The sequence below is a fragment of the Nocardia sp. FBN12 genome, assembly GCF_050320175.1.
GTDB lineage: Bacteria > Actinomycetota > Actinomycetes > Mycobacteriales > Mycobacteriaceae > Nocardia.
The window spans coordinates 3,728,814-3,752,252 of sequence record NZ_CP190048.1 but is presented as its reverse complement, the minus strand read 5'-3'; the positions used below and the strand labels follow the sequence as shown (position 1 = coordinate 3,752,252).

The 23,439-nt window shown below is 68.6% G+C and carries 21 protein-coding genes; 12 read left to right on the top strand and 9 right to left on the bottom strand.

Going from position 1 to position 23,439, the window contains the following annotated elements:
• Nucleotides 1–62: 62 nt before the first annotated feature.
• Entirely contained in the window at nucleotides 63–1,961 is a 1,899-nt protein-coding gene (dxs, locus tag ACQHI0_RS18035) for a 1-deoxy-D-xylulose-5-phosphate synthase (protein WP_427903048.1), read from the top strand.
• On the opposite strand, the gene ACQHI0_RS18030 is transcribed toward dxs, so the two are convergent.
• The 3 genes from ACQHI0_RS18030 to ACQHI0_RS18020 form a co-directional block, all read right to left on the bottom strand.
• Nucleotides 1,958–2,812 carry a class I SAM-dependent methyltransferase gene (locus ACQHI0_RS18030; RefSeq protein ID WP_427903047.1) on the bottom strand — a complete coding sequence of 285 codons (855 nt, stop codon included), beginning with the start codon at nucleotides 2,810–2,812 and terminating at the stop codon, nucleotides 1,958–1,960. The two genes, dxs and ACQHI0_RS18030, sit on opposite strands and share 4 nt — an antisense overlap.
• A 136-nt stretch (nucleotides 2,813–2,948) precedes the next feature.
• Nucleotides 2,949–4,199 carry an HRDC domain-containing protein gene (locus ACQHI0_RS18025; protein ID WP_427903046.1) on the bottom strand — a complete coding sequence of 417 codons (1,251 nt, stop codon included), beginning with the start codon at nucleotides 4,197–4,199 and terminating at the stop codon, nucleotides 2,949–2,951.
• 22 nt (nucleotides 4,200–4,221) lie between these two features.
• A complete protein-coding gene (locus ACQHI0_RS18020; RefSeq protein WP_427909198.1) occupies nucleotides 4,222–4,773 on the bottom strand; it encodes a DUF3000 domain-containing protein in 552 nt (183 codons plus the stop codon).
• Nucleotides 4,774–5,192: 419 nt separating this feature from the next.
• On the opposite strand from ACQHI0_RS18020, the gene hemE reads away from it, so the two are divergent.
• The 8 genes from hemE to ACQHI0_RS17980 all read left to right on the top strand — a co-directional run bounded on the left by hemE (nucleotide 5,193) and on the right by ACQHI0_RS17980 (nucleotide 12,567).
• Nucleotides 5,193–6,248 (top strand): uroporphyrinogen decarboxylase, encoded by a 1,056-nt coding sequence (hemE, locus tag ACQHI0_RS18015; protein WP_427903045.1) that lies wholly within the window; start codon nucleotides 5,193–5,195, stop codon nucleotides 6,246–6,248.
• A 113-nt stretch (nucleotides 6,249–6,361) separates the two neighbouring features.
• Nucleotides 6,362–7,723, top strand: coding sequence for a protoporphyrinogen oxidase (locus ACQHI0_RS18010; protein ID WP_427903044.1), 1,362 nt, complete (start codon nucleotides 6,362–6,364; stop codon nucleotides 7,721–7,723).
• A gap of 107 nt (nucleotides 7,724–7,830) precedes the next feature.
• On the top strand, nucleotides 7,831–7,989 hold the full coding sequence (locus tag ACQHI0_RS18005) for a hypothetical protein (protein ID WP_427903043.1): 159 nt from the start codon (nucleotides 7,831–7,833) through the stop codon (nucleotides 7,987–7,989).
• 44 nt (nucleotides 7,990–8,033) lie between these two features.
• Entirely contained in the window at nucleotides 8,034–8,729 is a 696-nt protein-coding gene (gene hemQ, locus ACQHI0_RS18000) for a hydrogen peroxide-dependent heme synthase (RefSeq protein WP_427903042.1), read from the top strand.
• 120 nt (nucleotides 8,730–8,849) lie between these two features.
• A complete protein-coding gene (locus tag ACQHI0_RS17995) occupies nucleotides 8,850–9,818 on the top strand; it encodes a DUF2804 domain-containing protein (protein ID WP_427903041.1) in 969 nt (322 codons plus the stop codon).
• Nucleotides 9,819–9,906: 88 nt separating this feature from the next.
• The gene (locus tag ACQHI0_RS17990; RefSeq protein WP_427903040.1) at nucleotides 9,907–10,482 is read left to right on the top strand and encodes a TetR/AcrR family transcriptional regulator; all 576 of its coding nucleotides are present in this window, start codon (nucleotides 9,907–9,909) and stop codon (nucleotides 10,480–10,482) included.
• A complete protein-coding gene (locus tag ACQHI0_RS17985; protein ID WP_427903039.1) occupies nucleotides 10,482–11,678 on the top strand; it encodes an NADH:flavin oxidoreductase in 1,197 nt (398 codons plus the stop codon). Before ACQHI0_RS17990 ends, ACQHI0_RS17985 begins: the two co-directional genes overlap by 1 nt.
• 22 nt (nucleotides 11,679–11,700) lie before the next feature.
• Nucleotides 11,701–12,567 carry an SDR family NAD(P)-dependent oxidoreductase gene (locus ACQHI0_RS17980; RefSeq protein WP_427903038.1) on the top strand — a complete coding sequence of 289 codons (867 nt, stop codon included), beginning with the start codon at nucleotides 11,701–11,703 and terminating at the stop codon, nucleotides 12,565–12,567.
• 48 nt (nucleotides 12,568–12,615) lie between these two features.
• On the opposite strand, the gene msrB is transcribed toward ACQHI0_RS17980, so the two are convergent.
• The 4 genes from msrB to ACQHI0_RS17960 all read right to left on the bottom strand — a co-directional run bounded on the left by msrB (nucleotide 12,616) and on the right by ACQHI0_RS17960 (nucleotide 16,878).
• Nucleotides 12,616–13,053, bottom strand: a complete 438-nt coding sequence (gene msrB, locus ACQHI0_RS17975) for a peptide-methionine (R)-S-oxide reductase MsrB (RefSeq protein ID WP_427903037.1) — start codon at nucleotides 13,051–13,053, stop codon at nucleotides 12,616–12,618.
• Nucleotides 13,054–13,113: 60 nt separating this feature from the next.
• Nucleotides 13,114–14,445 (bottom strand): glycosyltransferase family 87 protein, encoded by a 1,332-nt coding sequence (locus tag ACQHI0_RS17970; RefSeq protein ID WP_427903036.1) that lies wholly within the window; start codon nucleotides 14,443–14,445, stop codon nucleotides 13,114–13,116.
• Between the two features lie 85 nt (nucleotides 14,446–14,530).
• Nucleotides 14,531–16,084, bottom strand: a complete 1,554-nt coding sequence (locus tag ACQHI0_RS17965) for an alpha/beta hydrolase (protein WP_427903035.1) — start codon at nucleotides 16,082–16,084, stop codon at nucleotides 14,531–14,533.
• 32 nt (nucleotides 16,085–16,116) lie between these two features.
• Nucleotides 16,117–16,878, bottom strand: a complete 762-nt coding sequence (locus tag ACQHI0_RS17960) for a pyrimidine reductase family protein (RefSeq protein WP_427903034.1) — start codon at nucleotides 16,876–16,878, stop codon at nucleotides 16,117–16,119.
• A gap of 35 nt (nucleotides 16,879–16,913) precedes the next feature.
• On the opposite strand from ACQHI0_RS17960, the gene zapE reads away from it, so the two are divergent.
• Nucleotides 16,914–17,930, top strand: coding sequence for a cell division protein ZapE (zapE, locus tag ACQHI0_RS17955; RefSeq protein WP_427903033.1), 1,017 nt, complete (start codon nucleotides 16,914–16,916; stop codon nucleotides 17,928–17,930).
• Nucleotides 17,931–17,947: 17 nt separating this feature from the next.
• Here the strand turns inward: zapE and ACQHI0_RS17950 are convergent, their stop codons facing one another.
• Entirely contained in the window at nucleotides 17,948–18,487 is a 540-nt protein-coding gene (locus ACQHI0_RS17950; protein ID WP_427903032.1) for a GNAT family N-acetyltransferase, read from the bottom strand.
• A gap of 96 nt (nucleotides 18,488–18,583) precedes the next feature.
• Between ACQHI0_RS17950 and ACQHI0_RS17945 the strand changes: the two genes are divergently transcribed.
• Both ACQHI0_RS17945 and ACQHI0_RS17940 read left to right on the top strand, forming a co-directional pair.
• On the top strand, nucleotides 18,584–20,092 hold the full coding sequence (locus ACQHI0_RS17945; RefSeq protein WP_427903031.1) for a flavin-containing monooxygenase: 1,509 nt from the start codon (nucleotides 18,584–18,586) through the stop codon (nucleotides 20,090–20,092).
• Between the two features lie 64 nt (nucleotides 20,093–20,156).
• The gene (locus tag ACQHI0_RS17940) at nucleotides 20,157–21,101 is read left to right on the top strand and encodes a LysR family transcriptional regulator (protein ID WP_427903030.1); all 945 of its coding nucleotides are present in this window, start codon (nucleotides 20,157–20,159) and stop codon (nucleotides 21,099–21,101) included.
• Between the two features lie 25 nt (nucleotides 21,102–21,126).
• Here the strand turns inward: ACQHI0_RS17940 and ACQHI0_RS17935 are convergent, their stop codons facing one another.
• Nucleotides 21,127–23,187: a hypothetical protein gene (locus ACQHI0_RS17935; RefSeq protein WP_427903029.1), complete on the bottom strand. Its 2,061-nt coding sequence runs from the start codon at nucleotides 23,185–23,187 to the stop codon at nucleotides 21,127–21,129.
• Nucleotides 23,188–23,439: the final 252 nt, after the last annotated feature.

Sequence of the window (23,439 nt, the reverse complement as noted above, 5' to 3'; positions counted from 1 at the left end):
GCCCGTCACGCGGGCAAATACACTGGGCGGATCACAATGTAGTCCGGAGGGAGCGAGTTCAGGTGGGAGTGCTGTCGCGGGTGGATTCACCCGAAGATCTGCGCCGGCTGAGCGTGCCGCAACTGCGCGAACTGGCGGGCGAGATCCGCGAGTTCCTGGTGCGCAAGGTCGCCGCCACCGGAGGCCATCTCGGCCCCAATCTCGGGGTGGTCGAGCTGACCATCGCCTTACACCGGATTTTCGATTCGCCGGCCGACCCGTTGATCTTCGACACCGGCCACCAGGCCTACGTGCACAAGATCCTCACCGGCCGCAAGGATCGCTTCGACTCGCTGCGCAGCCGCGACGGACTTTCGGGCTACCCGAGCCGCGCCGAGAGCGAACACGACTGGGTCGAGTCCTCGCACGCCTCCGCCGCGCTGTCCTATGTCGACGGCCTGGCGAAGGCATTCGCGCTCACCGACCAGAACCGCACTCCGGTCGCGATCGTCGGCGACGGCGCGCTCACCGGCGGCATGTGCTGGGAAGCGCTCAACAACATCGCGGGCGCGCCCGATCGTCCGGTGGTGGTGGTGGTCAACGACAACGGCCGCTCCTATGCCCCCACGATCGGTGGACTTGCCGACCGGTTGACCGCGCTGCGCACCCAGCCCGCCTACGAGCATGCCCTCGACGCCGGGAAACGCATTCTGAAAAGCATTCCCGCCGTAGGGGATTCGGCGTACTCGATGGTCCACGCGCTCAAGGCCGGGATCAAAGACGCGGTGAGCCCGCAGGAACTGTTCTCCGATCTGGGCATGAAGTACGTCGGACCGGTCGACGGCCACGATCTCGTCGCGCTCGAGGCCGCGATGCGGCGCGCCAAGGACTTCGGCGGTCCCGTTGTCGTGCACGTGGTCACCCGCAAGGGCAACGGCTACGAGCACGCCGAGAACCACGTCGCCGACCAGATGCACGCCTGCGACCCGATCGACCCGCTCACCGGCCGCCCGCTCGCGGGCAAGAAGGCCAAGGGCTGGACCGCGGTGTTCTCCGAGGAGCTCATCGAACACGGCTCGCGTCGCGAGGACATCGTCGCCATCACCGCCGCCATGCCGGGCCCCACCGGCCTCGCCGCGTTCGGTGAACGCTTCCCGGAGCGCATGTTCGACGTCGGCATCGCCGAACAGCACGGCATGGCCTCGGCCGCCGGGCTGGCGCTGGGCGGCATGCACCCGGTGATCGCCATCTACTCCACCTTCCTCAACCGGGCGTTCGACCAGCTCTTGATGGACGTGGCGCTGCTGAAGCAGCCCGTCACGGTCGTGCTCGACCGCGCGGGTGTCACCGGTCCCGACGGCGCCAGCCACAACGGCATGTGGGACTTCTCGCTGCTCGGCATCATCCCCGGCATCCGCGTCGCCGCCCCCCGCGACGGCGCCACCCTCCGGGAGGAATTCGCCGAAGCGCTCGCCGTCTCCGACGGTCCGACCGTGCTGCGTTTCCCGAAAGGCAGTGTCGCCGAAGACATCACGGCCGTGGAACGGCTCGACGGCCTTGATGTGCTTCGACTGGCGGTGCCCAGTGCGGGGTCCGCGCAGTCCCAGCACGGCGACGTCCTGATCGTCGCCATCGGCCCCTTCGCCGAAACCGCCATGCGGGTCGCCGAACTCCTGGAGCCCCAAGGTATTTCGGTCACCGTCGTCGACCCGCGCTGGGTCATCCCGGTCTCCGACACCCTGGTCAAGCTCGCCGAGAACTACCGTCTCGTCGTCACCGTCGAAGACGGCGGCCTGCACGGCGGCATCGGCTCCACCGTCTCCGCCCGCCTGCGCGACGCGGGCCTCGACGTCCCCACCCGCGATCTCGGTGTGCCCCAGCAGTTCCTCGACCACGCCTCCCGCAACGAGATCCTCGAAGAGCTCGGCCTCACCCCCGACTCCATCGCCCAGCGGATCGGCGGCTGGCTGCAGTCGCGCTAGGCATCGTCGCTGTCGTCGCCCGGCCGCCGGGCGACGACAGCGAAGTTGAGCGGGATGCGTGGTTTGCCTTCCGCCAGCTTCCATCCCTGCTCGCAGGGCACCAGATCGGGAAACGCGGGCCAGTCCATATAGGGCAGTTCCGCCATCGACTCGATGACGAGCCCGGCCCCGATCAGCGCTCCGACGATCTCGCCCAGATCGTGGCGCCACTCGTGGTTGATGGTGTGCGCGACCTGCCCCGCCGAATCCTCGGTATAGGTACCCGAATCCGAGTAGATACGAGCACCGCCACCGCCGAGGTAGTCGTCGTCGATTTCCCACGGTTCGAACTGCATCGCGCCCAGAATCGGATGGTCGTCGCGGATCACGAACACCCCGCCGGGCTCGAGCAGGTCATGGATCGACCGCGCCCACGCGGTGAGCTCCGGCAACCAGACGATGGTTCCCGCGCTCGTCACGATGGTGTCGAAACGCCGGTCGATCAGAGTCGAGGCGAACCGGGCATCCCCTTCGATCCAGGTGATGTGCCGACCGTCGGCCTCGGCGATCCGCGCGGCGTGGCGCAGCGAGTTCGGCGACAGATCCAGTCCGTGCACGTCGACTGCACCCAGCCGCGCCCAGGACACGGTGTCCGTGCCGATGTGGCACTGCAGGTGCAGCAGGGACCGCCCCGTGATCCCGGATCTCGGCAGGTGCGGCGCGAGTACCGCGAGATCGTTGCGCACCACCGAGGAGATATCGCCCGGATCGGCCAGGAAGGCATCGACGTCGTACATCTGCGACCGCGCGTGCACGTCGGCCCGGTCGTCCCAATTCGCGCGGTTGGCGGCGATCGCTTCGGCTTCGAGCACGGCGTGACCCTTCGACGGCAGTGTGATGGCGAGGATCGACGCTACCGATGGGCACCCCGCCGGGTCGACTGGTTTTCGTGCCGCGCCCGCAACGTGACCCGGCGACACGTCGCCGAGACAACCGGGCCAGGCAGGACTAGTCGGACGCGGGAGTCAGTGCGCTTGTCAGAGCGGGGACCGCGAGGGCGCGCTGCCATGGACGGGCGCCGCCGGCGCGGAGGAAGGCTTCGATCCTCGCGGACAACTCTTCGGGAGTACCGACGTTCTTGTAGTCGGGGAGTCCGTCCCAGCACAGTCGGCGAACCAGCTCGGGAGACAGCAGGTTCTCGACCGGGATGGCGTGTGTGGTGGAGAGTTCGCCCATGGCACCGCGGGCGGTGGTGAGGCGGGCGGCGGCGATGGGGTCGCGGCGTTCCCAGCGGTTGACCGGGGGTGGGCCGTCGAAGGGGAGGGTCAGTGGGGGCAGTTGTTTGTCGGGGAGGGAGCGGCCTCGTTCGACGGCGGCGAGCCAGTCTCGGGAGTAGCGGCGCTGGCGGGGACCGCCGAAGACGGGGAGGGTGCGCAGTTGGGCGATCGAGCGGGGTTCGCTGGTGGCGGCGGTGACGATCGCCGAGTCGGGGAGGATGCGGGCAGGGGCGACGTCGCGGGCGCGGGCGAGTTCGTCGCGGGTGGTCCACAGTTCGCGGACGATCGCCAGCTGGCGGGTGCGGCGCAGGGTGTGGATGCCGGAGGTGCGGCGCCAGCGGTCGGCCTTGGGGGCGGGCGGGTCCATCGTGCGGACGTGCTCGAATTCCTCTGCGGCCCAGTCGAGTTTGCCCTGGGCGGTGAGGTCGGCGGCGACAGTGTCGCGCAGTTCGAGCAGCAGTTCGACGTCGAGGGCGGCGTAGTTGAGCCATTCGTCGGGCAGCGGGCGGCTCGACCAGTCGGCGGCGCCGTGGCCCTTGCGCAGGGTGCGGCCGAGCAGGTTTTCGACCATCGCGGCCAGGCCGACGCGTTCGTAGCCTGCGATGCGGCCGCCGAGTTCGGTGTCGAACAGGCGCGCGGGGCGAAGGCCGAGTTCGGCGAGGCCGGGGAGGTCTTGATCGGCGGAGTGCAGGACCCATTCGAGGTCGTTGATCGCCTCGGCCAGCGGGGTGAGCGCATCGGTGATGGGTATCGGGTCGATGAGGAACGAGCCCGCGCCCTCGCGGCGGAGCTGGATCAGGTACGCCCGTGCCGAATAGCGGAAACCGGACGCGCGTTCGGCGTCGACAGCGAGGGGACCGGTGCCCGCGGCGAGAGTTTTGGCGGCCGCGGCGACCTCTTCGGCGGTCGCCAGCACAGGTGGAACCCCCTCGGCAGGGACGAGCAGTGGCTCTGCTGCGGTGGGTTCCTCGGCGACCGACATAAACGTGAACTCTACGTGGCGATCAAGGGTGTTCGGTGCGGGTATAGGAGTCCGGTCGTAAATGGGTGACCCCGGCGGGCGGCAACCCGGCGGCAAAGGCCAGCACTTCGCAGAACGCTTCGACGTGTCGTCGCATCTCGGTGGTCGTCGGTGTCCACGAGGCGCGCAGTTCGAGCTGGTGCGCGCGAGGCGGGCCCGCGATATCGCCGTAGCGGACCGAGCTGGTCGCGGTGACCGTGCCGCCGAGGGCGGTGAACGGTTCGCCGCGCGATTCCAGGGAGTCGACCAGCCAGCTCCATGCCACCTCGGGTAACAGCGGGTCGGCTGCCAGCGCGGCGTCGATATCGGCCTGGATGTAGGCGACGAGCCGGAAAACACCGTTCCAGGCCTCGTCGCCGTCGGGGTCGTGTAGCAGGATCAGCCTGCCGAACGCGTCGCCCTCGGAGTCGATGGGCACCACCGGGCTGTCGGGGTGGCTGACCTCCGCTCCGAGCGCATAGGAGAACGGCGCCAACCGTTGCGGAGGACGGATAGGCGCCAGCTCGATTCGAGGGTGCACTGTTGCGGTGCCCATCGCATCGACCGCCGCCCGAAAAGGAGCAGGCTCGCGGGGCGTTCCCCCGGTCGGTGCGGCGCCGTCGCGGATGTCGAGCGGTGTCACGAGGAGGAACGGTAGACGGTGGGTGCCCGGCGCCGTCGGAGGCGCGCCGCCGTGCGCGTTGCGTGCGGGTCACGTTGCGTAGGGCGCATTCTCGAGGTCGGTGCGATGCACGATGTGCGACAGAAGTGCCACGGGAGTCCTGTGTGGCCGCCTCGTCCACGATGCATCGGCGAGGAGACCGCGCAGCGGTGCCCGGTGCGCTCAGGAGCGCGTCCACAGCACTGTGTCGGGAAGACACGGCTTCCGGGTCACTACCCGCTGAAACGTGTTGTCGGTCCCACACCCGCCAGGGGGTGAGGTTTGTCCGGGCTCGACGCTTAGGATGAACGGCGATGAGCACTTACACCCGCCGCCGGTTGACCGATGCCCCTTTCCTGGCCGCCGCCACCGGCGCGACGCCCAGCAGGCGCCCGGTGTGGTTCATGCGTCAGGCCGGCCGGTCGCTGCCGGAGTACCGCGAACTGCGCAAGGGCATCGGGATGCTCGAGTCGTGCTTCGACCCGGAGCTGGTGTGTGAGATCACCATGCAGCCGATCCGCCGCCACGGCGTCGACGCGGCAATCCTGTTCTCCGACATCGTTGTTCCGCTCAAAGCGGCAGGCATCGACCTCGACATCGTGCCCGGCGTCGGCCCGGTCATCGCCTCGCCGATCCGCACCGAGGCCGACGTGCGCGCGCTGCCGCGGCTGCGCCCCGAAGAGGTCGGCGCGGTCGCCGAAGGCGTGCGACTGCTCACCGCCGCGCTCGGCGACACTCCGCTGATCGGCTTCGCAGGCGCACCGTTCACCCTCGCCTCCTACCTGGTGGAAGGTGGGCCGAGCAAGCAGCACGAGCGCACCAAGGCGATGATGCACGCCGACCCGAAGACCTGGCACGCCCTGCTCGGTGCCCTCACCGACATCACCATCGCCTTCCTGCAGGCCCAGCTGGCGGCCGGGGTCGACGCGGTGCAGCTGTTCGATTCCTGGGCGGGCGCGCTCTCGCTGGCCGATTACCGCGAGTATGTGCTGCCGCATTCGGAGCGGGTGTTCGCCGAAGTCGCCTCGGCGGGGGTGCCGCGCATTCACTTCGGTGTCGGCACGGGCGAACTGCTCGGTGCCATGGGTGAGGCCGGTGCGGATGTGGTCGGGGTGGACTGGCGAGTGCCGCTTACCGATGCCGTGCGACGGGTCGGCGCCGGAAAAGGCTTGCAGGGCAACCTGGATCCCGCGATCCTGTTCGCCGGATTCGACGCGGTCGAGGCCGAGACGCGCCGGATCGCCCGGGAAGCGGACGAGGCGATCACCCTCGGCGCGACCGGGCACATCTTCAATCTGGGCCACGGCGTGCTGCCCGACACCGATCCCGGCGTATTGACCGCGCTGGTCGAGTTGGTGCATTCGCTGTAGAGCTCGATCCCCTCGATGCCGCCGGCGGCGAGGGGAGTCCACGGACAGTGACTCGGCCGACATCGGTCAGGGCGCGCGTCGGCAGCCGGTGCGCGCGCGGCTACGGTCGAGGCATGAGGATCGCGATCGTCGGTGGCGGAATCAGCGGGCTAGTCGCGGCGTACCGGTTGCGACAGCGGCTGGGGGAGGACGCCGACATTGTCGTGCTCGAGCAGGGCGGTCGGGTCGGCGGGGTGCTGCACACCCGTGAATTGGCCGGGGACCCAGTCGATCTCGGGGCCGAGGCATTCGTCGGGCGCAGACCCGAGGTGATCGAGTTGATGAGTGAACTCGGCCTGGACGACCAGTTGGTGCGGCCTGCGGGGAAGCGGCCGCTGATCTGGTCGCAGGGGGCGGCGCATCCGCTGCCGGGGCGCACTCTGATGGGGATTCCGTCTGATGCGGAGTCGCTGCGCGGGCTGATCGACGATGCGACGCTCGACCGGGTCGCGACCGAGCCGCAGCGGCCGCTGCATTGGGAGCCGGGCTCCGACGTCGACGTGCAAACCCTGGTGGGCGACCGTTTCGGCAGGCAGGTGGTCGAGCGGAGCGTCGATCCGTTGCTCGGCGGGGTGTATGCCGGGATCAGCGCTTCCATCGGCGTCCGCGCCGCGCTGCCCACCCTCGCCGAAGCACTCGACAACGGCGCTTCGAGCCTCACCGAGGCTGTCTGCGCAGCGATGCCGGCCCCCAGTTCGGCCCCGGTATTCGGTGGACTGCGCGATGGCTACGGAGCCCTGCTCGCCGCACTGACCGAAGCGTCGGGAGCACGTTTCGTCACCACGATGGCCGCGACGCGGGTGGCCCGCGCACCCCGTGGCTGGGTGGTCGACCCGCTCGGCGCCGTCGACGCCGTGGTCATCGCGACGCCCGCGCCGATCACCGCCCGCCTGCTGCACCACGTGGCACCCGTAGCCGCGCAGGCTGCCGCCGGTATCGAGCTGTCCTCCTCGGCGCTCGTCGCCATGGCGATCCCGCGCGACACCCCACTTCCGGACAACTCCGGCATCCTCGTCGCCACCGGAGAACCCTTGCGCGCCAAGGCCTTCACCCTGTCCAGCCGTAAATGGCCGCATCTGGCCGAACGCGACGTCGCCCTCGTCCGAGCCTCGTTCGGCCGCCTCGGCGACGACCAACCGCTGTCCTGGACCGACGACGACCTGATCGCGGCCGCCGTCGCGGACCTGTCCACCGTCACCGGCATCCCGATCACCCCACTCGAAGCCGTCGTCCAACGCTGGCCCGGCGGCCTCCCGCAGTACGCCCCCGGCCACACCGACCGCATCGCCACCCTCGAATCCGCTCTCGCCCCCCTCGACGGCCTCGCTGTAGCGGGCGCCTACCTCCACGGCGTCGGCGTCCCCGCCTGCGTCGCCTCGGGCACCGCCGCCGCGGAACGTGTGGCTGACGCTTGTATCCAGAGCACACAGCGCTGATCCGGATGCTGGATGGGCGATCTCGAAAGCACCGATCGGGGTAGCGCGCACTGACCAGCGGCGTGTCGTGGAGCGTCGGCGATAGCGATATTGCATGATCGCTCGCTGTGGCCATCAACGGCGAGCAGAACAGCGGACGGATCCTGATTCTCGATCCCGATCTCGGGCCCGTCGAACTTCACGACGGTGCGGTGACGACGGTTACCTCGGTGTTCGGGAGTGACGAATCGTCGCCGTGGCGGGCGAGCAGGCCGAACCTGGACTGAGCCCGAGCGGTACGCGAAAACGCCGCAGTGGCACCATGGATGCCATGGCGCGACTCGACTACCAGGCTCTCAACTCCACCATCCGTTACCTGATGTTCTCGGTGTTCCAGGTTCAGCCGGGCGTGCTCGGTGAGGATCGGGCGGAGGCGATCAAGCAAGCGCGGGCGTTCTTCGACGGGCTCGCTGACAAGGGCGTGGTGTTGCGGGGGATCTACGACGTGGCGGGGCTGCGGGCCGACGCCGATTTCATGCTGTGGACCCATGCCGAACGGGTCGAGGATCTGCAGGCCGCGTACGCCGATTTCCGGCGGACCACCGAGCTGGGACGGGCGAGCGCGCCGGTCTGGAGCAATGTCGCGGTGCACCGGCCCGCGGAGTTCAACAAGAGCCACATTCCGGCGTTCCTGGCGGGCGAGGACGCGGGGAATTACATCTGCGTCTACCCGTTCGTGCGGTCCTACGAGTGGTACCTACTCCCCGACGAGGAGCGTCGCAAGATGCTCGCCGACCACGGCAAGGAAGCTCGCGGATATCCGGACGTTCGCGCGAACACCGTGACTTCGATGGCACTGGGCGATTACGAGTGGATCCTCGCGTTCGAGGCGCCCGAACTGCACCGGATCGTCGATCTGATGCGTGACCTGCGGGCGACCGAGGCTCGCCTGCATGTGCGCGAAGAGGTGCCGTTCTTCACCGGACCGCGGGTCGAGGTCGAACAACTGGTCACCGCACTGCCGTAACGCCCGGGAAGGGCGATTCCGCACACTGTCCAGCTCGGCCGCCGACCGTAGTCAGTCCATCCGCACCCCTGCCGTTCGCATCGCGTGTAGTAAAGCGGTGTGAGAAGTCGGAGGACGAGCATGGAACGCGAGATCACCACGCCGGTCGATCTGTGCCGACCCGGCGGTCGGCTCGACCCGGCTGCCGTCGGGTGGACGCGGCAGCCGTTGCATCGGACCGATCTGCGTGGCTGGGGGCGGTGTAAGCGCTGGGAGTACTGGGGCATTGTCACTCCCCGTCATATTGTCGGCGTTGTCGTATCGTCGCTGGATTACGCTGGGGTGCACGGGATTTACGTGCTCGACCGGGAGAGCGGCGAGGAAATCGCGCGCGATGCGGTGGTGCCGCTGGCGCGCGGCACGGTGATGGCCGCGCGCAGCGGTGTGGGTATCACGTCCGCGCGCGGTGGTGGTGTCGAGATCGACATTTCCGAGGACGAGGGCGGTAGCGCGATCGAGGCCAGTGCCTCGGGCGTACGGCTCTCGGCGCAGTTGCCGTTGCCTCCCGGTCATGAGTCGCTCGGCGTGGTGGTGCCGTGGAGTACGCGGCGCTTCCAATACACGGTCAAGGATGTGGGGCGTCCGGTGTCCGGGACGCTGACCGTGGGCTCGCAGGTACATCGGATCGAGGAGGGTTTCGCGGTACTCGACCACAGCCGGGGAAAATGGCCGTACTCGATGACCTGGAATTGGGCGGCCGGTGCGCGGCCCGGATTGGGAATCCAGTTCGGTGGCAAGTGGACCGCCGGGACCGGTAGCACCGAGAACGCCCTCATTGTCGACGGTCGCCTCCAGAAGATCAGCGATGAGCTGCGCTGGGACTACGACACCGCCGATTGGCTGCGGCCGTGGTCGATCACCGGCGATCGGGTCGAGGTCGAGTTCCGGCCGTTCCATGAGCGCGTCGCGGTGTCGAACCTGCTGATCGTCGCCGGTGAAACGCATCAGTGTTTCGGGGACTTCGCCGGCCGTGTGCGCGGCGAGGACGGTCGCTGGCTCGACCTGGACGGTGTCGTGGGATGGGCAGAGGAAGCCCGGAACCGGTGGTGACTCGCAGGCGGTAACCAGGGCAGGGGTATTTACCCGATGATTCAAACAGTGATTGAAATATCGATTGAAACGTGTTTCACTTCTGTGTATGGTCGATGAGGTCAAGACGGGGACACGGCAGCGACTGCTGATCGCCGCCGAATCACTGCTGCTGACCGAGCCGTACGACGAGGTCTCCGTGCGCGGCATCTGTGCCGCCGCCGGTGCGAACACCGCCGCGGTGCACTACCACTTCGGTTCGAAGGAAGCCCTGGTCGGTGCGCTGATCGAGGACCGGTTGGGACCACTGTGGGCCGATGGTCTGGCCCGCGCGAGCGCCGGACGCGATTCGCTCCCCGCTGTCGTCGACACGATCCTGGCCCCCTTCGTCCAGCTCGCGGGAGATCCCTTGGGCCGCTTGCATCTTCGACTGCTGTCGAGGTTCGTGCTCGGACGGCATCTCACGACGTGGCAAGGCCCGTGGTTCCGAATGTCCACCTGGGTCACGCTGCTCCCGGAGCTGAGTGGCCAGGAGGGCCGCCGCCGGTGGATGCTCGCCTTCGATCTGATCATCATGCGTTTCGGCAGCCCCGAAATCGAGGAACACGGAATGACGCAGCCGGACCTCGAGACACTGCGAGATTTCGTGGTGGCCGGTTTGACCGCGCCGACGGGAGAACAGTGATGAACGACATTTTCGCACCTGCCACCCTGGGTCCGATCACCTTGCGCAACAGGGTGATCAAGGCCGCGACCTTCGAAGGCCGCACGCCGGACGCCCTGGTCACCGAGGAGCTGATCGACTTCCACCGGGAGGTCGCCGCCGGCGGTGTCGGCATGACCACCGTCGCGTATTGCGCGGTCGCACCGGGCGGTCGCACCGATCGGCATCAGATCTGGATGCGCCCGGAAGCCGTTGCGGGACTGCGGAAGCTGACCGACGGCGTGCACGCGGAGGGCGCCGCCGCCTGCGCGCAGATCGGTCATGCCGGACCGGTGGCCAACGCCGCTTCCAATCGAGTGCCCGCGCTCGCGCCGAGCCGGATGTTCAACCCGCTCGGCATGCGATTCACCAAGACTCCCACCATCGCCGAGATCGCCGACACCGTGGCCGCGCACGCCGAGGCCGCACGCCTGGCCGAGCAGGCCGGATTCGACGCGGTGGAGATTCACTTCGGCCACAACTATCTGGCCAGCTCGTTCCTGAGCCCGGTGCTGAACCGCCGCAAAGACGCCTACGGCGGATCACTGCTCAATCGGGCTCGGATGGCACGTGAAATCGCCTGTGCGGTAAAGGATGCCGTGGGTGATCGGATCGCGGTCACGGCCAAGATCAATATGGAGGACGGTCAGGCCGGTGGCCTCACCATTCCCCAATCGCTCCAGTTCGCCGCCTGGCTCGAGGCCGACGGCGCGCTCGACGCCCTCGAATTGACCGCCGGTAGTTCGCTACTGAACCCGATGATGTTGTTCCACGGCACACCCCCGCACCGCTCGTTCGCGAAAGTCTTGCCCGCCCCCGCCCGCATGGGCTTCCGCCTGGTCGGGAAGTCCTTCTTGAAGGAGTACCCGTACAAGGAGGCCTACCTGCTCGAGCGGGCTCGCCACTTCCGGCGCGCACTGTCCATGCCGCTGATCCTCCTTGGCGGCATCACCAACCTCGACACCATGCAGCTGGCACGGACCGAGGGCTTCGAATTCGTCGCCATGGGGCGGGCCCTGCTGCGCGAACCGGATCTACTGCACCGCATCAAGGTAGATGAATCGACGCGCTCGGCGTGTGTGCACTGCAACGAATGCATGCCCACCATCTACTCGGGCACGCGCTGCGTATATCGCCCCACCCTTTCGCACGAGCCGATCCAGCTGACCCTCGGCTGACACACCCGAGGGAGGAGACATCATGAGTAGACCGCTGTCCGCGACAACTGGGAGATCGCGCAGGCAGATCGAGGGACGCGTCTTCGTCGTCACCGGAGCGGGGAACGGCATCGGACGATGCGTCGCCTTGGAGCTGATCGCCCGCGGTGCGGTCGTGGTCGGCGCTGATCGTGATGAGCAGGCGCTGGCCGCCACCGCCGCACTGGTCGCGGACCGCGAGCGCTTCACCGCCCACCCGATCGATATCTGCGACCGCGCCGCCGTGGCCGCCTTCCCGGACAGCGTGATCGCCGCCCACGGACAGGTCGACGGTCTGTTCAACATCGCGGGAATCGCCCAGGAACTGCAGACCGTCGCCGACCTCAGCGACGCTCGCATCGAGACGCTGATGCAGGTGAACTTCTTCGGCGCGGTGTGGATGTCGCGGGCTTTCCTCCCGCACCTGCTGCAACGACCCCGGGGCGTCATCATGAACACCTCGAGCCTGTCGGCGATCGTTCCGGTGCCCGGCTCAGCGGTGTACGGCGCGTCCAAGGCCGCGCTCGCCCTGTTCAGTTACGGTCTGGCGCAGGATCTGCGTGGCCGCTCGAATGTCACGGTGACCACGGTGCTTCCTGGTTCGGTCTGGACCGACCTGGTGCGCAAGGTAGCCCAGCAAATGGGTGCGCCAGAGTGGCTCGCCAAGGGATTCTCCGCCAAGCCCGAGCAGGTGGCGCGCCGCATCGTCGATACGACTGTGAAGGGTAAGGGCCGTGTCGTGATCGGCAAAGACGCCCACGGCTACGACGCCCTCCGACGGCTCAGCACCCGGCTGGCCGATCGGCTGTCCTACTTACAGGTCGGCCACGGTGTCTACCCCAAGCGCACCGCACCCACCCGCGGCAACTGACCACACCTGGCCGCGGTGGGCTTCCCGAGCGATTGAGCTTCAGGTGTTTCAGCTGGTAGACCCCTCCGTGGGCTGCAAGCGCAACGAGATCGAGTTGATGCAGTAGCGCTGGTCGGTGGGGGTGGGGTAGCCCTCGCCCTCGAACACATGTCCGAGGTGGCTGTGGCAGTTGGCGCAGATCACCTCGACCCGGCGCATGCCGAGCGTGTCGTCGGCCTTGAGGATCACCGCGTCGGAATCGGCGGGATCGAAGAACGACGGCCAACCGCAGTGCGAGTCGAATTTCTCTGTGCTGCGGAACAATTCGGCGTCGCAGGCACGACAGGTGTAGACACCTTCGGTCTTGGTGTCGGTGTATTCGCCGATGAACGGGCGCTCGGTGGCCGCCTCGCGCAGGACGGCGTATTCCTCGGGGTCCAGTTTCGCCCGCCATTGCTGCGGCGTCAGCTGGATGCGCGGCGTGGGCAACGAAGTATCGGAACTCATGGCTCCACGCTAATGGTTTCGGGCGGTGCGCGCCGTGAGCGGTGCGTCACCAGCCGAAAACTACTTGAGCGCGGGCTCGCGATCCTCGACCGGCGCCACCGGATCCTCGCGGTGCGGCGGGGTATCCGCGACCGGCGCGACCGGCGCGGGCTCATCGGTGCCGTCGCGCGAATCGGGCGCGTCCTTCATCCACGTCGGGTCGATCCCGAACTGCAGCCTGCCCTCGCGACGCGCGGCCAGATAGCGATCGCCGAGCACGCAGAACACGACGATGAGCAGCAGCCCCCAGCCGAAGGTCACCCGCAGGTATTCGAGGTTGCGGCCGACACCCTGCCAGCGATCCGAGAGCCACTTGTCGTAGGTCATGAACCCGAAGATCGCCAGCCACGCGGGCCAGTTGCGCAGCACGGAATTGCGCAGCACCACTGTCATCAGGAACGGGAACAGCATCATCGAGTAGTACATCTGGCCCAGCGAGGGCAGCACGAACCACGCGGTGAGCAGCACGCCGGAGAACGTGGTGACGAAGAACAGTTCGTCGTGGCGGTAGTAGCGCCACAGCAGCCACAGCGAGACTGCGACCACACCGGCGATCAGGACCTGGGTCAGCAGGATCATCCAGTGCGGCAGCCCGTAGTAGAGCCCGATGCCGCCGACCGAACTGTTGAAGTAGTCGCGCGTCTCACCCAGATACGGCACGACATGGGTGAAGAATTTCTCGGGGTCGGCCGACAGCGGCCAGGCGATCGCGGTGAGCGCCAACGGCACACCGAGCGCGGTGATGAACACCTTCCACTGGCCACGAACGGCCGCGACCAGCAGTAATGGTGCCAGCGTCGGTTTCACCGCGATGCTCAAACCGAGCGCCACGCCGGCCCAGAGGTCCCGACGCGCCAGTAGCAGCGTGATGAACAGCAGCTCGGCCAGTAGCAGGCAACCGTTGACGTTGGTGAAGACCAACGTGTTGGTCACGGTCTCGGAGGTGAACATCGCCAGCAGCAGCGCGGGCGCGGCGATGGAGCCGAGACCGAACTTGAACAGGCGCAGCAGCAGGTACCACGCGAGCAGAATCGCGACAGCGTTGAGCCCGATGAACAGCCATCGCGACAGTTCGTAGTCGATGATCGCGACCGGCGCGATCAGCAACGTTCCACTCGGATAGTAGAGATAATGCGGGTCGACCGACGAGAAGTCGGCGGTGTACAGCGGCCTGCCGTTCAGGAACTCGAACGAGGCGTTGTAGACCGGCCGGTAGTCGTCGGTGACGAAACCGTTGATCGCCTTGATGAAGACGCGGTTCAGCACCATCATGACCGCGAAGGGCCAGAGCGCGAACTTGATCACCTCGGCGGAGGTGCGAGCGGTACGAGGCTCGAGCTGTCGGAACAACACTGGGGCACGGTACACCGGATCGGGTAGCGATGGTGTCGCCGGACCCGGATGACGCGCCGGAACCGGGTGGTTGCCCCGACCCGGATCAGGCCGGGCAGGCGCCGCCGTCGGCGGGGAGTTTGCCCTCAGCGAGGTAGTCGGTGACCGCCTTCTGCGCACAACCGGAGTGCCCGACGACCGGATGACCCCAGCCCTGCCAGGTCATCGTGGCGTGCCGGGCCCCGGCCGAGCCGAGCGCGCCGGTCACCGAGGCGGCGGCCCCGCCGACGATCGGATCGGCGGCACCGGCGAACACCAGCACCGGCAGTGCGAGTTTCGACGGCAGCGGCGCCGCGGTGGAGACCGGCCAGGCCGAGCAGACCATCAGCCCGATGGCCGCGGTGCGCCCGAACACCGGATATTTGCCGGACCAGGTCTCAGCGAGTTCACGGGCCTTGTCCGCGGTCGGTGGCTGCTGGCTGTCGGTGCACCGGTTGACGAACTCGCCGTCGGAGGTGATCGCGGCGGCCTCGCGCACGATCATGGCCGACAGTGGTCCGCGGTCACCGCGGTCGGCGGCGGCCAGGATATCGGCCATCGCGGTGACCCGATTCGCCTGGTCACCGCGGGGACTGGACAGGAATCCGGTGAGCGCGGTCGACAGGTCCGCGGCCGAGATGTCGCCCAGCCCGCCGCTGTTGGCCTTGTTCATCAGCGCGGTGATCGCGGCGCGTGGATCGGCCCCGAGCGCGCAGTCGGCCGCCTTGCAGCGCTGCGCGAACGCGGTGAGGGCCGCTTCGGCGCCGGTGACGCGCGCCTCGGCCATGGTGGCGGCGTCGGCGCCGACCGGCTCGGGGGCGTCGAGCACGAGCCGGGCCAGGTGGTCGCCATAGCGGCGGGCGTAGCTCAGGGCCACCTTGGCGCCGTTGCCCGCGCCGAGCACGTTGATCTTGTCGACCTGCCACTGCTTGCGCAGCTGTTCGATGTCGTCGGCGGCGTGCGGCGCGTCGAAGGTGCCCTCGTAGGGCTGCAGGAAATCGCGGCAGGCGATGGTGGCGTCCTGGCTGAAACCCGCGACGGCACCGACCTGATCGGCATTGCCGGCGCCGGTCTGGCCGAGGTCGGTCATCACCGCGCGCAGCTGCGCCGGAATGCAGTCGATGGGCTGGGAGGCGCCGATGCCGCGCCGGTCCACCGCGACGATCGGCTGCGCGGCCAGCAACGCGCTGTTGGGCCCGATCGCCAGCCCGGCCAGCGTCGAGGCCGACGAACGATCCGAGCCGGAGGTGAGTACCAGCGGGGCGGCGTCGGCGGGCGTCTGCGGCAGGCGGGCACGCAGGGCGCCCGCGCGGAAGGTGCCGAGCACGGTGCCCGCGGTGTCGATCGGGGTGGAGAACTCGGCGCACTCGAGGACCAGGCCCGCGGGGGCGGCACCGAAGTCGAGCGAACTCAGGGTGGCCGCGGTGCAATCACGCCAGGCGAGATCGGATTTGGGCACCTCGGCCTTGGCCAGGTCCTGCGGCGCGGGGGCCTCGGTCTGCGCGCCACCGGCCCCGGGGCGTTCGACCGCGACGACAGGCCGATCCGACGGCCCGGCCCCGCAGCCCGCGAGCATGATCGACAGTGTCGCGGCCGTTGCCGCGGCCCGAGTCCAACGCATGCGCTACACACTGCCAGGTTCGGCGCCAGGTTTCATCGACGGGCCCAGCGGGCCAGGACAGTGCCGTCCTCGTCGAGCACCAACTGCTTGCGCGTCATCGGCAGGTCGAATGTGCTCGCCGACAGTGAGATTCGCCCGCCCGCGCCCCCGACCAGCAGCGGGGCGGTGGTCAGGCACAGTTCGTCGACCAGGCCGGCCTCGGCCAGCTGCCCGAACAGGTGCGGTCCGCCTTCACACAGCACGCGGTGCAGCCCGCGCTCGGCGAACACCCTGATCAGCGCGGCGGGCATGATCGAGGCAGTACCGGCGATCACGATCTCCGCGCCCGCGTTCTCCAGTGCGGCGATCTGCTCGGGCGCCGCGTGGCTGGTGGTGATGATCAGCGGCGCGACCTCGGCCTCGGTGAAGAACTTCGAACCGGGATCGAGTTGCGCGGTAGCGGTGACCACCGCGATCGGTGGGGCGGCGCCGTCGGGGTGACCGCCGATTCCCTGCTGGTGGTGGGCGATGCGGCGTTGCGGGTCGGTGCCCGCGCCGCCGTAGTTCTCCGCGCGCACTGTGCCCGCCCCGATGACGATCACGTCTGCCAGCTCGCGCAGGACCTTGAACACCCGCTTGTCGGCCGGGGTCCCCAAGCCTTCCGAAACCCCGTCCACGGTGAACGCCCCGTCGATGCTGCTGACGAAGTTCGCCCGCACCCACGGCTCGTCCAGATGGCGCGGGTAGGCGTAGCACCTGGCCAGTGCGTCATCGTCGAGGTCTGCGAGCTGGGTCACATTGTGGATACGCTGCATAGGGATCGATGGAACCACGTCCCTAAGCTTCGTATATGCAAGAACGCCTTGTCGATCGCCATCCGGAGGTCCCGGCCGACCAACTAGTCGCGCAGATGGTGCCCCCGCCCATGTTCGACGAGGTCAGCTTCGCCTCCTACATCCCGGACCCGAACGAACCGAGCCAAGCGGCCGCGGTCGCCAAGGCCGAGGCCTTCGCAGGTCAGGTGGCGAAAATCCACAGGGCCGCCTCGAAGAAGAGCCTCTTCGGCAAGAAGAAGGCCATCTCCGGCGCCGGCCTGTATCTCGACGGCGGCTTCGGTGTCGGCAAGACCCACCTGCTCGCCTCGATCTTCCACAGCTCCCCGGCGCCCAAGTCGTTCGGCACCTTCGGTGAGGTCACCAACCTGGTCGGCGCGCTGGGCTTCAACAACGCCGTCGAACGGCTCTCGGCCAACAGCGTGCTGTGCATCGACGAGTTCGAACTCGACGATCCCGGCGACACGATGCTGGTCTCGCGACTGCTCACCGAGCTGTCGGCCCGCGGCGTCTCCATCGTGGCGACCTCGAACACCCTGCCCGGCCAGCTGGGCGAGGGTCGTTTCGCGGCCTCGGACTTCCTGCGCGAGATCAAGAAGCTCGGCTCGATCTTCGATCCGGTCCGCGTCGACGGCCCCGACTACCGTCACCGCGACCTGCCGCCCGCTCCCGAACCCACCTCGAACGAGGTGCTCGTCGAGCGCGCCGCGGCCACCCCGGGTTCCACGCTCGACGAATTCGATGTGCTGCTGAAGCATCTGAGCACCCTGCACCCGTCCAAGTTCGGTGCGCTGATCCAGGGCGTGACATCGGTGTTCATCTCCGACGTGCACACCGTGACCGATCAGGCTGTCGCGCTGCGCGTGGTCGTGCTGGCCGACCGCCTCTACGACGCCAGCATCCCGGTGACGGTCTCGGGCGTGAAGCTCGACGAGATCTTCTCGAAGGAGATGCTCGACGGCGGTTACCGCAAGAAGTACCTGCGCGCGATCTCGCGTCTGCTGGCCCTGTCCCGTTTCGAGGCAGCTGTGTAATTTGCGGTCGTGGAGGGCTAGAGCGCGCGTTCGAAGACGAAATCGGCGTGCAGCTGGCTGCCGACCATGTTGGTCTTGGTGCCCACCTGCCGAAAACCGTGCTTGGCGTAGAACTTCTGCGCGCGCTCGTTGGCCTGGTTGACCCCCAGCCACACCGTCCCGGCGCCCGAGTTGCGCGCGGTGTCGACCGCGGCCTCCATCAGCGCCGCGGCGACACCGCTGCCGTGGTGTCCGGGCAGCACGTACATCTTGCTCAGTTCGACCACCTCGCCCGCGCTCACCTGCGCGTCGACCTCGGGATCGCTCGGCCTGCCCGCGATGAGCATGGCGTAGCCGACGATCTCGTCACCCTCGACGGCCTTGAGTACGGTTCTGGCCGGGTCGGACAGGTATTCGCCGAAGCGTTCGCCCGAGAGCATCTGCTCGAGGAAGATCTCGATGTCGCTCGCGGTGGCCTCGGGCGGGCAGGCGAGCGGGAAAGTCGCGGCGGCGACATCGCTGAGCGCCTCGGCGTCCCAGAGTCCGGCCCGGTCGACGATGACGGAACTGTTGGTCATCCTTCCAGTACAGCACGGGTCACCCCGGCTGCCGAGCGACTATGACCTGTCCAGCGCGGTGGCAACTTCGGTGTCTGTCCGAGTAGTCTCCTGCGCATGACGAGCGGTAGCCGCATCGGGATCGTCGGTGCGGGAGTGGCGGGTTTGGCCTGCGCGAAGGTATTGAGTCAGGCGGGGTTCCCGGTCGAAGTCTTCGACCGGGCCCCCGACGTCGGCGGTGTGTGGAGTGCCACCCGCCGGTATCCGGGACTTCGTGCGCAGAACAGCAAGTCCACGTACGCCTTCAGCGATCACCCGATGCCCGAAGATTTCCCCCGCTGGCCCGACGGTCAGCAGATGCAGGCCTACCTGGCCGGATACGTGCAGGAGTTCGGCCTCGGCCCGCACCTGCGGCTGGGCACCGAGGTGGTGGCGGCCGACCCGGTCGACAGCGGCTGGCTGCTCGAGATCCGCGACGAGCGGGGCGGGCACCGCACCACCTGCGACCACTTGATCGTCGCCAACGGCGTCTACAGCGACCCGGTGCTGCCGAACCTGCCAGGGGCCGCGGCATTCCGCGCCGCGGGCGGGCGACTGTGCCACGTCTCGGATTTCCACGATGTCGAGCAGGCGCGTGATCGCTCGGTGGTCGTGCTCGGCTACGGCAAGTCCGCGTGTGATGTGGCCGAGGCCGTCAGCCATATCGCCGACGAAACCACCGTGGTGGCACGCAGACTCACCTGGAAGATGCCGCGCAAACTCGGCTTCGGCGCCGACTACGAGCGTCTGCTGCTGACCCGCGCGGGCGAGGCGCACTTCCCCTCGCGCTTCCCGCACCGCGCCGAACGACTGCTCGACCGCCTCGCGCTGCGCCAGGCGAACATGGACCTGCTGCAGGAGCGGGTGACGCGCAAGCTGCGGCTGCGTGAGCTCGATCTGGTGCCGACGGGCCCGATCTCCGAGATCGGCACCAGCAGCGCGAGCCTGGCCACCGAAGGCTTCGCCGAGCAGGTCGAGGCGGGCCGGATCAGCGTGCACCGCGACACCGAGATCACCGAACTGATCGGCGGGCCACACGGGCCCGCGGTGCGCTTGGCCGACGGCAGCCTGAAACTGGCCGAGATCGTCCTGTGCGCTACCGGGTATCGCCAGGAGGTCCCGTTCCTCACCCCGTTCGTGCGGCGCGCCCTCACCGACGAGGTGAGCGACTTCCGGCTCTACCGCCACATCCTGCCGGTGGAGATCCCCAACCTGAGCTTCGCCGGCTACAACAGCTCCAATGTGAGCGCACTCAGCGCCGAGGTGAGCGCGCACTGGATCGCCGGGCTGCTCACGGGCCGGTTCGTGCCGCCGATGGCCGAGCTGATGAACAACGAGATCGACGCGCGCCTGGAATGGTCGCGGCTGCGCAGCGACGGCAACCACGCGCACGGCGCCTCGGTGGTCCCGTTCTCGCTGGCCAATATCGACGAGATGCTCGACGATCTCGGCACGCCGCTGCCGTTCCTGTCGAGGCTGGCACAGTGGGTGCGACCCGTGCGGCCCTCGTCCTATCGGGGGGTGCTGCGCAATCGCGCGGTGGCCGCTCCCGAGGCGCGGACCCCGGCGCCCGTAGCGGAGCGGTAGCCGACACGCCGGATCGCCGTCGGCTTCGCTTGGCGGCGATCGGTGCGTTGGTGATAATCCTCGCGTGGACGCGCTGGATCTGAACCTACTGCTCGCTCTCGACGCGCTGCTCGACACCAACAGCGTGACCGAGGCGGCCCGGCGGCTGCACACCTCCACCTCGGCGATGAGTCGCACCCTCACCCGGTTGCGCGAGGTGCTCGGCGATCCGCTGCTCGTGCGCTCCGGTCGGCAGATGGTGCCGACGCCACGGGCACTCGAATTGCGCCACGATGTGGCGAGCCTGGTCGATCAGGGCCGGTCGCTGCTCACCGCCCGCGACGGACACGGTCCCGGCAGGCACCGCGATTTCGTTGTCCGCGTGGGTGATTCGGTGGGGGCCCGGCTGTCCGGACCGCTGCTGGCCGCGGTGCACGCACAACTGCCGGGGGTGACGGTGCGGTTGCTGGCCGCCGATGCCGCCGACGGCGCGGTGGCCCTGCGCGACGGCCGGGTCGATGTCGAAGTCGGCATGATCGGGCAGACCGATCCGGAAACGGTGGTCAAGCGCCTGTTCGCCGACCGCTGGATCGGCGTCGCCGCCCCCGACCACCCGTTCGCCACCGAGCGTCCCACGGTCGCCGCCTACGCCTCGGCTCGGCACCTCGAGGTTTCCCCCACCGGCCGCACCCACGGCCCGATCGACGACCGCCTGGCCCTGCACGGCCGCACCCGCCGCGTGGTGGCCACCGTCCCCGACCTCCCCACCGCCCTGCTCACCCTCGCCTCGACCGAGTTGGTCTGCCCCGCACCGGAACTGCTGTCCCGATCCGCACGCACCGCACTCGGCCTTGCGATGTTCGAAATCCCGCTGCCACTACCCGCCCCCGTCGTCGCCATGGCGTGGCACCCACGCAACACCGCCGACGCGGGCCATCGAGCCCTGCGCGACCTCATCGGCACCGTCCTGCACGAACCCCCGAAACCGGACGTGGACCCCGGCCTCGTCACGCTCGCTACGCCCGCCTGACAGACGTTGCCACGAAGGCGGGCGGTTATCCGAGTTCCGGGGTCGGCGGGCCGAAGACGTCGCGGCGGCCCGGGGGGAGGCCCGCCGAGCGTTTCAGTTCGTCGAGCATGGCCTGGAGCTTGTCGACGTGGGCGCGTTCGATGTCGAAGGCACGATAGGTGCCGGTGACGGTGATGCCGGCCGCGTCGGTGTCGGTGGGCGGAATCGGGTCGGCGACAGGGCGTTCGAGGGGGTCAGGGGTGCTCGTCGCTGCGTCACGCCCGGTGGGCAGGCCGAGGGTCGGGGGATCGAAGTCGTGGTTCGTGAGCGCCGCGTGGTTCGCGGGCGGTGCCTGGCCGGACAGGCCGGCGGGGTCGGGTAGCCTGCCGCCGTTCGCCGGCCGGTCGGTGTTCGACAGACTCGGGTGGGCAGGGCCGTCGCTCGAGCCGTTGACGGGCGATGGGCCCGCGGAGTGCGTCGGAGTCACCGGGAGGTGGTTCGGCTGGGTGGTGAGTTCTGCCGGTGGCGTGAGGCGTGCGGGCGGGCCGGGGGCGGCAGGCGGCTCGGCCGTTTCGCCGGTGGTGAGGCGCTCACGCGGGGTGAAATCGTCGAAGAGGGAATCGGTGCGATGCGCGGAGCCGGTGGTGAAACCGTTGCGGGCGTGTCCGTTTCGGTCCGGGTCCGTCGGTGTCGGCGCTGGATCGTCGGTGAACGACCAGTGGATTCCGTTGGCGGTGTTGACCACAGGCTGTGCGTCCGAGGTGTCGGGGCGGGGCTGGAATTCACCTGCCAGCGGGATGTTTTCGCCGCGAGGCAGCACTGCGTCGGGGGTGTGCGGGTCGAATCCATTGACCGGCACGCCATTCGAACCGGACCGCTCGCCGGTGAATCCCGAGGACGGGAGGTCATGGGTCGAACGCGACGGCGCGGGCCGTGCGGCACCACTCCCATTGCCGGACAGCGCATCCGGCGACGCAGCGCCGAGTTCGATGGCCGAGCTCTCCGTCGGCTTCTTGACCGGGCGAGCCCGCTCGATCACGGCATCGGCGCTGATGTCCGCCGTCAGCGGATCACCGGCCGCCGCGCTCCGCACCGGTGGTTCGACCGGAACCTGCTTCATCGCACCGGAACTGGGCCCCAACCCGTTCACGCCACCCTCACGCACGACGGCGCTCAGCTCCGAGCTCCCCGGCAGGGTCGAGCTCGCGGCGGCCGACGGTGTGGCGCGGTCGGCGCCGTCGAGACCTGACGTGGGCACACGACCTTCGAACGGCGCCGCCGCGCCATGTTTCGTCGGGGAAGGCGCACCTGTTCCCGATGTGTGATCGCCGGTGGGGGCCGTGAGCACCGTTCCGATCACCGCGGGCACCGGTGTGCCGTTGCGTGGGGAAGCGATGTCACCGGCCACGCCGTTGGTCCCGCGCGTCGACGGCGCGTTGCCGGTCGAGGCAGGCGCGACCCGCTCACCGGGCCCAGCGCTGGTGGTTGCCCCGCTGAGTCGCGCGGGCGCGGGTCGCCGGCTCGGTGCCGGCGCTTCGCTACCGGCGTCGACCGCGGGGAACGAAGCACTGTCGAACGAGACCGGTTGGCCGAAGGGCGCCTCGGCCGGTGCGGTGCGCGGGACCGGGGTCGCGGCTAACGCGGTGGGGTCACCGAGGTGGTCGGTGGCCGGCCGGGTGGGGGAGTTGCGGCGTTCCAGCGGTGGCCGGGAGCCGTCGGCGTCGCGGTCCTGGTGCGCCGGTAAAGGATCGGGAGCCGGTAGGTGGTCGCCGAATCCGTCGACGGCGCGTTCGGCCGCCTCCGCGGCTTCGCGGACCTCGCGGCGGCTGCGGGTGTCCCGGACCGGACCGGAATCGGTCTCACCGCCGTTGTCGAGAGCGTCGAGCCGGGAGCTCAGGCGTGAAATGTCCTGTGACGCACGGAAGGCCCAGGATTCCAGCCGCCGGATCCGGGTGTGGTCGGGCAGATCCTCGTCGACCGGGAAGATGGGCACATCGAGCTGGACCCGCGCGGCGACGATATCGAGCTTGTCGCTGACTTCACGCAGCGCCGTGGCGATACTCGCCAGCATCGACCCGATGGATTCGTCGTGCTCAGCGTGGTTCATGCACACCCTACTTCCCGTGGTCGCCCGAGCGTGCCCGCCTCGGCCGCAGCGATCATATCCATCGGGGCAACAGCACGTGTTGTCGTGACCTCCTCCACGACGCGCCGAACTGATTCGCAATCAGGATGAAACGGACATGCAACAGGCCGGGTCTGTGTATCGAAATGATCAAGATATAGGCGGCATCGTGCGACGTTGGCACAATGAAATGGCTTGATATACAAGCAGAGTCGCGTTTGTGATCTCGATCAC

Coding starts and splice junctions, on each gene's coding strand:
- hemQ (WP_427903042.1), top strand. CDS start 8,034: ATGGCGCGACTCGACTACCAGGCTCTCAACTCCACCATCCGTTACCTG.
- zapE (WP_427903033.1), top strand. CDS start 16,914: ATGCAAGAACGCCTTGTCGATCGCCATCCGGAGGTCCCGGCCGACCAA.
- hemE (WP_427903045.1), top strand. CDS start 5,193: ATGAGCACTTACACCCGCCGCCGGTTGACCGATGCCCCTTTCCTGGCC.
- ACQHI0_RS17985 (WP_427903039.1), top strand. CDS start 10,482: ATGAACGACATTTTCGCACCTGCCACCCTGGGTCCGATCACCTTGCGC.
- msrB (WP_427903037.1), bottom strand. CDS start 13,053: ATGAGTTCCGATACTTCGTTGCCCACGCCGCGCATCCAGCTGACGCCG.
- ACQHI0_RS17960 (WP_427903034.1), bottom strand. CDS start 16,878: ATGCAGCGTATCCACAATGTGACCCAGCTCGCAGACCTCGACGATGAC.
- ACQHI0_RS17945 (WP_427903031.1), top strand. CDS start 18,584: ATGACGAGCGGTAGCCGCATCGGGATCGTCGGTGCGGGAGTGGCGGGT.
- ACQHI0_RS17995 (WP_427903041.1), top strand. CDS start 8,850: ATGGAACGCGAGATCACCACGCCGGTCGATCTGTGCCGACCCGGCGGT.
- ACQHI0_RS17950 (WP_427903032.1), bottom strand. CDS start 18,487: ATGACCAACAGTTCCGTCATCGTCGACCGGGCCGGACTCTGGGACGCC.
- ACQHI0_RS17990 (WP_427903040.1), top strand. CDS start 9,907: ATGGTCGATGAGGTCAAGACGGGGACACGGCAGCGACTGCTGATCGCC.
- ACQHI0_RS17965 (WP_427903035.1), bottom strand. CDS start 16,084: ATGCGTTGGACTCGGGCCGCGGCAACGGCCGCGACACTGTCGATCATG.
- ACQHI0_RS18010 (WP_427903044.1), top strand. CDS start 6,362: ATGAGGATCGCGATCGTCGGTGGCGGAATCAGCGGGCTAGTCGCGGCG.
- ACQHI0_RS17980 (WP_427903038.1), top strand. CDS start 11,701: ATGAGTAGACCGCTGTCCGCGACAACTGGGAGATCGCGCAGGCAGATC.
- ACQHI0_RS18025 (WP_427903046.1), bottom strand. CDS start 4,199: ATGTCGGTCGCCGAGGAACCCACCGCAGCAGAGCCACTGCTCGTCCCT.
- ACQHI0_RS17935 (WP_427903029.1), bottom strand. CDS start 23,187: ATGAACCACGCTGAGCACGACGAATCCATCGGGTCGATGCTGGCGAGT.
- ACQHI0_RS18020 (WP_427909198.1), bottom strand. CDS start 4,773: ATGGGCACCGCAACAGTGCACCCTCGAATCGAGCTGGCGCCTATCCGT.